General features: G+C 69.2%; 10 protein-coding genes. 5 read left to right on the top strand and 5 right to left on the bottom strand.

All coding sequences use genetic code 11. The features are described from left to right. The first annotated feature begins 10 nt into the window (after positions 1-10). Positions 11-763 (top strand): alpha/beta fold hydrolase, encoded by a 753-nt coding sequence (locus EV653_RS34430; protein WP_134109504.1) that lies wholly within the window; start codon positions 11-13, stop codon positions 761-763. Here EV653_RS34430 and EV653_RS34425 read toward each other — a convergent pair. Next, a complete protein-coding gene (locus EV653_RS34425) occupies positions 760-1,839 on the bottom strand; it encodes a 2-oxoacid:ferredoxin oxidoreductase subunit beta (RefSeq protein ID WP_134109502.1) in 1,080 nt (359 codons plus the stop codon). The genes EV653_RS34430 and EV653_RS34425 overlap by 4 nt on opposite strands. After that, entirely contained in the window at positions 1,836-3,842 is a 2,007-nt protein-coding gene (locus EV653_RS34420) for a 2-oxoacid:acceptor oxidoreductase subunit alpha (protein ID WP_238160650.1), read from the bottom strand. Before EV653_RS34420 ends, EV653_RS34425 begins: the two co-directional genes overlap by 4 nt. A gap of 268 nt (positions 3,843-4,110) precedes the next feature. Between EV653_RS34420 and EV653_RS34415 the strand changes: the two genes are divergently transcribed. Both EV653_RS34415 and EV653_RS34410 read left to right on the top strand, forming a co-directional pair. Next, complete coding sequence (locus tag EV653_RS34415; protein ID WP_134109500.1) at positions 4,111-4,932, top strand: hypothetical protein; 822 nt, start codon at positions 4,111-4,113, stop codon at positions 4,930-4,932. A 9-nt stretch (positions 4,933-4,941) separates the two neighbouring features. Then, complete coding sequence (locus EV653_RS34410) at positions 4,942-5,298, top strand: NADH-quinone oxidoreductase subunit A (RefSeq protein ID WP_134109498.1); 357 nt, start codon at positions 4,942-4,944, stop codon at positions 5,296-5,298. Between the two features lie 112 nt (positions 5,299-5,410). Here the strand turns inward: EV653_RS34410 and EV653_RS34405 are convergent, their stop codons facing one another. Beyond that, complete coding sequence (locus EV653_RS34405; RefSeq protein WP_134109496.1) at positions 5,411-6,310, bottom strand: ornithine cyclodeaminase family protein; 900 nt, start codon at positions 6,308-6,310, stop codon at positions 5,411-5,413. Positions 6,311-6,350: 40 nt separating this feature from the next. On the opposite strand from EV653_RS34405, the gene EV653_RS34400 reads away from it, so the two are divergent. Next, positions 6,351-7,373, top strand: coding sequence for a dipeptidase (locus tag EV653_RS34400; RefSeq protein ID WP_134109494.1), 1,023 nt, complete (start codon positions 6,351-6,353; stop codon positions 7,371-7,373). Between the two features lie 168 nt (positions 7,374-7,541). Then, positions 7,542-7,757 (top strand): hypothetical protein, encoded by a 216-nt coding sequence (locus EV653_RS34395; protein WP_134109492.1) that lies wholly within the window; start codon positions 7,542-7,544, stop codon positions 7,755-7,757. Between the two features lie 24 nt (positions 7,758-7,781). Here EV653_RS34395 and EV653_RS34390 read toward each other — a convergent pair whose 3' ends face one another. Next, positions 7,782-10,697, bottom strand: a complete 2,916-nt coding sequence (locus tag EV653_RS34390; RefSeq protein WP_134109490.1) for a helix-turn-helix transcriptional regulator — start codon at positions 10,695-10,697, stop codon at positions 7,782-7,784. A gap of 131 nt (positions 10,698-10,828) precedes the next feature. Continuing rightward, entirely contained in the window at positions 10,829-10,999 is a 171-nt protein-coding gene (locus EV653_RS41430) for a hypothetical protein (RefSeq protein WP_166679667.1), read from the bottom strand. Between the last annotated feature and the right edge of the window lie 484 nt (positions 11,000-11,483).

Raw genomic sequence — 11,483 nt, 5'->3', positions numbered from 1 at the left:
TGACGAACTCATGACGCAGGTGATGACCGACGACGGCTGCCGTCTGTGGACCCAGGTGACCGGGCACGGCCCGCGCATCGTCCTGGTCCACGGCGGTCCTGGTTGGTGGGACGTCTTCCACGACCTGTCGCTGCCCGGGTTCACGCTGCACAGGTGGGACCAACGAGGCTGCGGCCGCTCGGACCGCTGCGGCCCGTACACCCTCGCTCGCTACGTCGCCGACCTCGCCACCATCTGCGGCCCCGAGCCGTGCATCGTCATCGGACATTCCTGGGGAGCCTCGCTCGCATTGGAGTTTGCCCAAGCACATCCGGACGCCGTGTCCCGGCTGGTGCTGGTTTCGTCGGTCGGGCTCGACGGCCCGCCGGCTGACTACCGCGCGCGGGTCGCCGAGCGTCTCGCCGGTACTGCGGAAGCCGATCCGTGGATCGCGCAGATCTCGGTGAATCTTGCCGATCGGGCGACGGCCCTGGAGCAGGCTCGGAAGCTGAACACGCCGTCGTTCGAGCCCAACCCGGTCTGTGCGGACGCGCTACGAGCGGAGTTGGCCGCGCTGCCGGATCGGGCGGGCGCTTGCGTGAAGGTCGTCGTACCGACGTTGCTGGTGCAGGGCGCGGAGGATCTGCGGCCGCCGTACGTCACCGACAGCCTGCTCGCGGCGCTGCCCGACGCAGAACGGGTAGTGCTCGACGGTGTCGGGCACTACCCGTGGGTGGAGGACCCGGACGGCTTCCGGAAAGTCGTCCGGGAATTCCTCGATTAGTTGATCGTCCAGGTGTCGGCGCCGGTGACGAGGGCCTGCAGGTCGCCGGTGCCCTGGGTCTCCTGGGCGGTGGTGATCTGCTGACGGACCAGGTCGTCGTACGCCGGGCGCTCGACCGACCGGAACACGCCGATCGGGGCCCGGTGCAGGACGCCCGCGTCGGTCAGCCGCGACAGCGCGAACGCGTACGCCGGGTCCTCCGTGTGCGCGTCGTGGACGACGAGGTCGGCCTCGCCGCCGGGCAGCTCCGCGACCTCCCGGACGGCGAGGGACGCGAACCCGTCGCGCACCACGCCGAGGTGTCCGTCCGTGCCGAAGCGGATCGGCTCGCCGTGGACGAGCGGGATGATCGCGTCGTCCCGGGTCTCCGGGTCCTTGAACGCCTCGAACGCGTTGTCGTTGAAGATCGGGCAGTTCTGGTAGATCTCGACGAACGCCGTACCGCGGTGCTCGGCGGCGGCCCGCAGGACCGAGGTCAGGTGCTTGCGGTCGGAGTCGACCGTCCGGGCCACGAACGTCGCCTCCGCGCCGAGCGCCAGCGAGACCGGGTTGAACGGGTTGTCGACCGAACCCATCGGCGTCGACTTCGTCACTTTGCCAGGCTCTGACGTCGGCGAGTACTGACCCTTGGTCAGGCCGTAGATCCGGTTGTTGAACAGCAGGATCTTCAGGTTCACGTTGCGCCGCAGCGTGTGGATCAGGTGGTTGCCGCCGATCGACAGCGCGTCGCCGTCACCGGTCACCACCCACACGCTCAGGTCGGGCCGCGCCACCGCGAGCCCGGTCGCGATCGCCGGCGCACGCCCGTGGATCGAGTGCATGCCGTACGTCGACAGGTAGTAAGGGAACCGCGACGAGCAGCCGATCCCGGAGACCATCGCGACGTTCTCGCGCTTGATCCCGAGCTCGGGCAGGAACCCCTGGAAGGCCGCGAGTACGGCGTAGTCACCGCAGCCGGGACACCAGCGGACCTCCTGGTCCGACACGTATTCCTTGCGGTTCTGCGGCTCGGTCGCGGCCGGTACGCCGCGCAGGCCGCCGGGCAGACTCGGCAGGCCGAGGTCGACCGTGCTCATCGTGCTCCCTCCGGGTGGTGCAGTTGGCCATTCGTGTGGCCATTGGTGCGGCCGTTCGGCTGGGTGTGCAGCGCCTCGCCGTGGGTCAGGCTGGCCGCGGCCTCGCCCATGTGCCGGGCGTCGTCGTCGATGCCCTCGGTCTCCTCGACCAGGTTGCCGATCACCTCTGCCAGCTCCGCCGCGCCCAGCGGCATACCGCGGACCTGCGCGTAGGAGACGACGTCGACCAGGTACTTCGCCCGCAGCAGCATCGCGAGCTGGCCCAGGTTCATCTCCGGGACCAGGACCTTGTCGTAGCTGCGCAGGACGTCGCCGAGGTTCTCCGGGAACGGGTTCAGGTGCCGCAGGTGCGCATGCGCGATCTTGCCGCCGACCGTGCGGACCCGGCGGACACCGGCGCCGATCGGGCCGTACGTCGAACCCCAGCCGAGCACCAGGACCTTCGCCGTACCGTCGGGGTCGTCGACCTCGATCGGCGGGACGTCGACGCCGTCCACCTTGGCCTGACGGGTGCGGATCATCAGGTCGTGGTTGGCCGGGTCGTACGAGATGTTGCCGGTCTTGTCCTCCTTCTCCAGACCACCGATCCGGTGGTCCAGACCCGCAGTACCCGGGACGGCCCAGGCACGGGCCAGGGTCTCCGGATCGCGCAGGTAGGGGAGGTATGTCGGCTCGCCCTTGTCGTTGGTCGCGTTCGGCTCGAGGGTGAAGTTCGGGTCGATCGCCGGCAGGTCCGCGACCACCGGGATCTGCCACGGCTCGGAACCGTTGGCCAGGTAGCCGTCCGACAGCACGATCACCGGCGTGCGGTAGGTGATCGCGATCCGGGCCGCCTCGACCGCGATCGCGAAGCAGTCCGCGGGGGACTGGGCCGCGAGGACGGGCAGCGGCGCCTCGCCGTTACGGCCGAACATCACCTGCAGCAGGTCGGCCTGCTCGGTCTTGGTCGGCATACCGGTCGACGGACCGGCGCGCTGGATGTCGCAGATGACCAGCGGCAGCTCGAGCATCACGCCGAGGCCGATCGTCTCGGACTTCAGGCTGATACCCGGCCCGGAGGATGTGGTCACGCCGAGCGCGCCGCCGAACGACGCACCGAGGGCCGCGCCGATGCCGGCGATCTCGTCCTCGGCCTGGACCGTGGTGACGTTGAACCGCTTGAGCTTCGACAACTCGTGCAGTACGTCGGACGCCGGGGTGATCGGGTACGCACCGAGGACCAGCGGCAGCCCGGCCCGCTGGGCGCCTGCCACCAGGCCGTACGCCAGCGCGAGGTTGCCGGAGATGTTCCGGTAGGTGCCGGCGGCCATGCTGGCCGGCTTCACTTCGTACCGGACTGAGAACTCCTCGGCGGTCTCGCCGAAGTTGTAGCCCGCGCGGAAGGCCGCGATGTTCGCGTCGCGGATGTCCGGCTTGCCGGCGAACTTCGTCTCGAGGAACGTGATCGTCGACTCGACCGGCCGCTGGAACAGCCAGGACACCAGACCGAGCGCGTACATGTTCTTCGCCCGGGACGCGTCCTTGCGGGTCAGCCCGAACTCCTTGACCGACTCCACCGTCATACCGGTCAGGTTGAGCGGGATCAGGTGGTACGCGTCGAGCTCGCCGGTCTCCAGCGGGTTCTCGTCGTACCCGATCCGCTTCAGGTTGCGGGCGGTGAAGTCCGCGGTGTCGACGATCAGCGTCGCGCCGCGGGGCACGTCCTTGAGGTTCGCCTTCAGGGCCGCCGGGTTCATCGCGATCAGCACGTCGGGCGCGTCGCCCGGCGTGAGGATGTCGTGGTCGGCGAAGTGGAGCTGGAAGGACGACACTCCTGGCAGGGTTCCGGCTGGTGCGCGGATCTCGGCTGGGAAGTTGGGCAACGTCGACAGGTCATTGCCGAACGATGCCGTCTCCGCTGTGAACCTGTCCCCCGTGAGCTGCATCCCGTCACCGGAATCGCCTGCGAAGCGGATCACCACGCGGTCGAGCTGCTTGACCTCGATGGTCACTGTTCTTTTCATCTCCAAGTCGAAGCTTGGGTCGTCCGGCCGCCTTGTGGGCAACAGGCCGATCCCCCCGTCAGGGCGATAACCCCAATATTAGTTCGCCCTTAGAACAGAACCATGCGGAAGCCCCGGTGGTCCACAGCCTGGGACGCGGTGTTAACGGGTCGTTGGGTCAGGTAGAGGCGAAATCTTCCAGTGTCACACTCCGCAGCGGCTCGCTTGCGATCCGAAGTGAGAACCGGCAGGGTGTCGTCATCAAGCTGTGACTTCGAGGAGTTGCTTCATGCGTCGTGTGCTGGCCGGACTGCTGACGTTGCTGGTCGCCGGTTGCGCGGCGCCGATCGCTCCGGCGGACAGCGCGCTGAGTCTCGGCAGTACTGCGTCCGCGGCGTCCGCGGCTGTTGGGGCGGTTGCGGCTGTTGCGGCGCCGACGCGGACCGCGAGGATCGCGAGCATCCGGACGACGGACGCGACCAAGGGCGTGATCACCGTGGTCGGGACCTTGACCCCGGCGCCCGCAGCCGGCACGCGGATCCCGCTGCATCAGTGGATCCCGTCGTTGAAGCGGTGGCAGGAGGTCGCGCACGGGTACTCGTCCGGCAGCAGCGTGACGATCACCACGGTGCAGCCCGGGTCGGTCCGGACGTACCGGATCGCGGTGGGCGCACAAGCGCCGTACGCCGCGGCAGTCTCGCCGGTGATCAGCTTCAAGCACTACGTGTGGCGCGGGATGTTCAAGAAGGGCCTGGTCGCCGCGGGCGGGGCGGGCCAGCCGCAGTTCACCGTCGTACCGCCGAACGAAGGACCGCGGCGGGCCGAGGCTGATCTGCTGGCCAACCAGGGCGGGTATGTCTGGGGCGAGGTGGACTCGACTGGTTGCCGCTACGTGCGGAACTGGCTCGGCAACCTGACCGACGGGCTGGTGCGGGTCTCGCTGCACAACGGCACGACGGCGATGACGTCGATCCGGATGCAGCAGGAGACCGAGACCTGGCTGAACTACGACATCTCCGGCGTGACCCGGCTCCGGCTGCAGGTCGCGGACATCCGGTCCGGATACGGGCCGTACGTTTCGATCGACTCACTGCTGCTCTGTACGAACTAAGCTGCTCCTGTGTCGGACAGCTATGGCGTCGTCGCCGCGGTGGTCGCGCTCGGCCTGGTCGGGCTGATCGGCGCGTTCGCGCTGAACAAGGCACTCACCGTCACGTATCCGACCGAGGGCAAGCTCAAGACCTACGAGTCAGGCGTCGACCCGGTCGGCGAAGGCTGGGCCCAGGTCCACATCAGGTACTACCTGTTCGCGTACCTCTACGTCATCTTCGCCGTTGACGCGATCTACCTCTTCCCCTGGGCCACCATCTTCACCACCCTCGGCTACGCCACCCTGATCGAGATGTTCATCTTCCTGGCCTTCGTGGCCGTCGGCCTCCTCTACGCCTACCGCAAGGGCGTCCTCCGCTGGACCTGAGCGCGGCAGACGGACCTGCGTCACTGACCAAACCGCCCCGCCGGCCGCTTTCGGCCGACACCTCAGCGTCCGCCGCACCAGCAGCCCGCAGTCGGTCAGTGGCGCGGGTCCGCTAGTCGCGGGCGAGGGCTGCGGCGATGGCCCAGTCCTGGGCGCCTACTCCGACGGACTTGAAGACTGTGCGGCCTTGTCGGGGTGGTGGGGTGGAGAGAGCGGGGCCCAGTTCGACCAGGTCTGGCTCCTGGAGGGTGCCTGAGTTGATGGCGTCGATTACTTCGCCGGATTCCTCGAGGGCGGCTTCGCGTTGGTCGACAAGGACTGTGGAGGCGGTGGCGAGGAGGTTGCGGGGGAGCTCTCGCATGGTGGGGCGGAAGGCGCCGATGGCGTTGACGTGGACGGCGGCGGGGAGGGCGTCGGCGTCGAAGAGCGGGGTCGCCGAGGAGGTGGCGCAGCAGATGATGTCGGTGTCGGCGATCGCCTCGTCGATGCTGGTGCTCGGGGTGAACTTAGCCTCGGGGAATTCGGTCGCCAGTTGGTCTGCGAGGGCGGTCGCCCGGTCCGCCGATCGGCCGGTGATGGTGACGTGGGTGATGGGCCGTACGGCGAGGACGGCGCGGACCTGGTCTGCAGCTTGGGCGCCGGTCCCGATCAGCGTGAGGCGGGTGGCGTCGACTTGAGCCAGCAGATCCGTCGCGACACCGACGACGGCGCCGGTGCGCAAGGTGGTGATCGAGCTGCCGTCGGCGACGAGTTGTTCGCCGTTGCCGGTCCAGATCACGGTCGCGCGGATCGCCGGGACCTGGTCGAGCGCGATCCCGATCTTCTTCACCACCGCGGTCCCGGTCGGCGTGTGGTACGCCGACATCACGAGCACCGCCCCGTCGCCGAAGATCTGCCGCGGCGGCAGCACGAAGTTCCCCGCCGCGAGCTCGCGGAACGCGTCCCGGACCGCGTCGACCGCCGTACTCATCGGCACCAGCCGGCGAACATCCTCAGCAGAAAGCACCTTCACCGGCCCGAGCATATTCTGGTCCGGACTTCGAGGAGGCCGCATGGATCTACACCGGGACGCTCTGGTCGCGGACGGGCACAACGACCTGCTGATGCTCGTGGCGCGGCGGCCCAAGGACGTCTGGGCGGCGTACTTCCGGGAGCGGTGGATCCCGCAGCTGCGCGAGGGCGGGATCGACGTCCAGGTGCTGCCGGTGTTCATCGATTCGGAGTTCCTGCCCGAAGGCGCGCTCCGCGAGACCCTGCGGATGATCGAGGCCGCACACCGGATCGCGGAGGCGAACTCCGACGAGGTCGCGCTGTGTACGGCGCCTGGCGAGATCGAGACCGCGACCGCCGCGGGCAAGATCGCGCTGGTGCTCGCACTCGAGGGCTGCCCGCAGATCGACACCGACGTCGAGCTCCTGCAGACGCTGCAGCGGCTCGGCGTACGAATGGCCTCGTTCACCCACTTCGGTCGCAGCGCGCTGGGTGACGGCTCCGGCGAGGACGCGACCGGCGGCCGCTTGACGCATGCCGGCGTCGAGGCGGTCGGGTTGCTCGAGGAGCTCGGCGTACTCATCGATGTCTCGCACGTCGGCCGCGCCGGGGTCGAGCACATCCTCGAACTGGCGACCAAGCCCGTCGTCGCGTCGCATTCGAGCGCGTTCGCGCTGCGCGACCACCACCGCAACCTGACCGACGAGCAGCTCCGCGGGATCGCCGCGACCGGCGGTGTGGTGTGCGTGAACTTCTTCGCCGGCTTCCTCACCACCGCCGAGAAGCCGACGGTCGACCACCTCGCCGACCACATCCTGCACATCCTCGACATCGCCGGCGAGGACCACGTGGGCCTGGGCAGTGACTTCGTCGCCGAGGTCTTCGGCGAGAAGATCCCCGCCTGCGACCGCCCGGTGATCATCCAGGGTCTTGACGCGGAGCTCTACGTTCCCGGCCTCGAGGGCCCCGCCGGCATGCCGCTGGTCACCGACGCGCTGCTCCGCCGAGGCTTGCCGGAAGCAACAATTCGCAAAATCCTCGGCGAGAATCTGACCCGCATTCTGACTACTGACGGTAATCTCTGACCAGTCGTCAAGGCTCGTTGCCTGGTCACCAATTGTGATTGCGCTGGGCAACAAACACGAGTTTCAATCACACGGCTTAACGGTATGCGTACAGACTGTCGCCAAGTGGTCAGTTCAGGGCTATCGTGATTACCCGGGGGAACGGGGCGAACACTTGGTGGTGAGGCTATGTCGTGGCAACTGTGGGTAGTGCTTGCAGTCGCTGCTGCCGGGCTGGTGCTGTTGGCGGCAACGCGAATGCGGCACGCCCGTAAAGTCTTCGACGACATCACCGATCTGAACCGCCCGATCCGCCTGACGCCGGCCGTCACAGCCGACGACCTGGCCCGGGCCCGCGCACGCCATGCCCACCCCGAGCCCGATCGCCACCGCAAACACGGCTAGAGCGTGTCTCTCGGGAGACGCACCCTAATCGGCGTCGAGCAGCCCGTCGCGACGGGCCACCGCCGCGGCCTCGGTCCGCGAGCGAACACCGAGCTTCGCCAGGATGTTCGACACGTGCACGCTGACGGTCTTCTCGCTGATGTACAGCTCACGCGCCAACTGCCGGTTGGTGCGCCCCTCGGCCAGCAACCGCAGTACTTCGGTCTCCCGCGACGTCAACGCACTCGCGCCGGCGGTCTCGCCACCGGTCTCGTTGATCAGCGGCTTCGCCCGCAGCTCACGACCGACCTCGGCAGCCAGCGCGGTCTGCTCATTGGCCTCCGCGACCCGGCCCGCGGCCCGCAGCGCAGCCGACAACCGGACCCGCGACCACGCCTGCTCGTGGACGTACCCGTACCCGAAGGCGTCCGTGGTCCGCTCCCAGGCAGAGACGAGCTCCTGCGGCGTCGGCGCGTCGACCCCGGCCAGCCACCGCAGCCGGTCCCACTCCGACTCCAGCCGCGCCAGCCACGCGAGTCCCTCAACGCCCATCAATCGCCCGGGCGGCAGACCCTTCTCGGCCGTCGCCTGCCCGAGGGCAACCAGCTCGGCACCGCGCGACACCAACTCCGCGGCCGCTGACGGCTCGCCGACCGCACGGTGGCAGAGCAGCTGCAGGCCCAGGGCCGAGAACCGGATCCGGGCGAAGAACCACTCCGTCTGGAACAGGTCGGCGCACAGCGCGGACACGTCGGCGATCAGCTTCTCCGCCTCGGCCGGCTGATCCAGCTGCAGGTACGCCTCGACGGCCGGCTGCAGCCCGATGAGCGGCAGCATGATGTCGAGATCCCACCACTTCCGGGACAGCTCGAATTCCTCGGCGACCGCGGTGTCGCCCCGCCCGCTCCGCACCGAGAACTCCACCGCCCGCAGCGCCGCCGCGGCCGCCGCGGGCGTCATCGAGTCGGTGCGGGCGGTTGCGGTCGCGTCGTCCCACTCGCCGAGCATGAACTGCGTCAGCGCGAGCATCCGCCGCGCGTCGAAGCCGTACGCCGCCCATTGCCGCCCGAGCTCACCGGCCCGTTTCGCCGCGAACGACAAGGCAGCCTTAGCGTTCAGCAGGTCGCCCTGCTCATAGTGCGTCGACCCGAGCAGGAACCGGCTCCGTACCTCGGCGGCGGGATCGCCGGTGAGCTGCGCCCGTACGGCGGCCTCCTCCAGCTGCTTCGCGGCCGTCTCCGGATCGCCGGCCCGTCGCCGGAGCTGGGCGAGCGTGATGCCGGCGTCGCTCGCCGCGGACTCCTGACCCGCCTCGCGGGCGATCTCGAGCGCCCGGTGCGCCCAGCGCTCGGCTTCCATCGGCCGGCCCAGCGCGTCGGACACCCGCGCGTACAGCGAGGCGACCTGAGCCTTGAACACACTGGACGGCTCGTCGTGAACCAGTTTGAGCGCCTGCGAGATCGCCTCGCTGGCCTCCTTGTCCTGGTCGATGATCAGCGCGATATCGGCCAGCGGCAGAAGCAGCTCGGCCCGCTGCAGCTTCGGTGCGTCGGGCGGCAGCTCGGCCAGCGCCTTCCGGAGGAGTTTGAGCGCGCGCAGATGCTGTGAGGACAGCGTTGCGGCCGTCGCGGTGTCGACGATCAGCCAGGTCTTGTCGACCTTGCTCGTCGGCGCTGCGTTCGGGAAGAGCTCGAGGGCCATCTCGTAGTGCTTCAGCGCCTCCTGCGGCGCGGCGACCGACAGCGCCTCCTGGCCGGCTCGGACGCGCGCCTCGAACGCAGTAGCCAGATCGTGCGACCTCGTGGCGTGTCCGGCCAGTTCGGCCGCCGTACCGGCGACAGTCTTGTCTTCCAGGGCTTGCACGTATGCCGCGTGCTCGCGGACGCGCTCGCCTGGCAGGAGATCGTCGTACACCGCTTCGGCCAGCAGGGCATGGCGGAAGTAGTACCGATCGTTGGTCGGTACGTCGATGATGTGCGCGTCGATCAGCTCGCGCAGCGCGTCGTCGAGCTCGCGATCCGGCAGCTTGGCGACCGCGGTGAGGAGATCGTGCGGGACGCGGCGGCCGGCCACGGCGATCACGCGGGCGACCTGCCGGGCGTCGTCCGACACCGGGTCGAGGCGGACCAGGAGCAGGTCGGCGAGGTCCGGCGGCACAGTATCGCCGTCACCCATCGAGGCTGCGGCGGCCAACTCCTCGGTGAAGAACGCGTTGCCGCCGGCCCGCTCGAGGATGCGACGCTCCTCGATCGGTGACAGCGGTTCGGCGAGCAGCGAGTTGAGCAGGGTGCGGGACTCGTCGGCGTCGAGCGGGGGCAGGTTGACCCGGCGTACCCGAGGGTTGCGGGACCACTCGGCGATCGGCCGGCGCAGCGGGTGGCGGCGGTGCAGGTCGTCGCTGCGGTACGAGACGACCAGGGCGAGGCGCTGCGAGGTCAGCCGGGTGATCAGGAAACCGATCAGGTCCCGGGTCGAGTCGTCGGCCCAGTGGGCGTCCTCGATGATCACCAGGATCGGCTCGCTGGTCGACAGCGCGGTGAACGCACCGAGCACGGCGTCGAACAGCGCGGCGCGGTCGAGCTGGCCCTCCTGCGGCGCGGGCTGGGCGCTGAGCAGGCGGTGAGCGGGGAGCAGGCGGCTGATCGCGGGGAAGTTGGTCAGCACGCTCTCGACGAGGTCGGGGCGGTCGCCCGCCAGGCGGCCGAAGATCTCGGAGAACGGCTGGTACGGCAGGCCGGCATCGCCGAAGTCGGTGCAATGCCCGACCAGTACGCCGAAACCGCGCTCGTGCGCGCCGGTTGCCACCTCGTCGAGCATGCGGGTCTTGCCGACGCCGGCGTCACCGGACAGCAGTACGGCGCCGGCGCGACGCGTTTTGGCGTCGTCGACGGCGCTCAGCAGGGCGGCCATCTCGGTCGAGCGGCCGACGAGGGGTGTCGAATTCCAGGGCACGTCGTCCATCTTCGCCCCTGGAGCCGACACAAATCGACGGCATCCCGTCCGCTGAGCCCCGGTTCTGCTGTCAGCCGAGGACTTCGCGGGAAAAAGAACGCCGTCCCTGATCGTCTGATCAGGGACGGCGGCTGGGGCGGTCATCGGGCCGTGGTGGGTCGGAGGGCGCGGCGCGAGTGCCGCGGCTCGGGCTGCGAGGCCTTCGCCGGGCGCTGCTTGCGGCTCACGGACCCGAAGTCACGCTTGGTCCGCTCCAACCGGTACGCCGTCTCCGCCTTGATCGTGTCTTGACTCAGTGGAGTGTTGAACATGGTTTCCCTCCCTTCAGGCTTTCCGGCCGAACAGGTGGCTGATGGTCCGGCGGGCCCCGGTGCTCCGGTGCTGCCGGAAGTCACGGCTGAGACGCTCCCTGCGGTAAGCAACCTCTGCCTTGACCGATTCGTTCGAGTACATGTCGTCCTCCGTCTTCGGATGCCAGCTCCTTGCTGACACCTGTAAATCTGCTCGTCTGAGGTAGCCCCGCACATCAGAACTCCTCCCTATCCCCAACCGGGGCACTGCCTTAGCCGCTCCTAGGGGGTCCTAGTGGCTGCCTAGGGACCCATGAACGAGGTCAAGATCGCCAGCTGGAACAGAGCGCTTGCAGCGGGCTGGATGCCATGGAGCAGGGCCTGGAACGACGGCGGCGGGGGGGGGGGCGCCCGGGGGCCCGCCCCCCGGGGGGGGGGGGGGGGGGGGGGGGGGGCGGCGGCCCACCCCCCCGGCCCCGCCCCCCCCGCGGCCCCCCGCGCGGGG

This window comes from Kribbella pratensis, from assembly GCF_004365355.1.
In the GTDB taxonomy this organism is placed as follows: domain Bacteria; phylum Actinomycetota; class Actinomycetes; order Propionibacteriales; family Kribbellaceae; genus Kribbella.
This window is presented reverse-complemented; position numbering and strand designations above follow the sequence as displayed.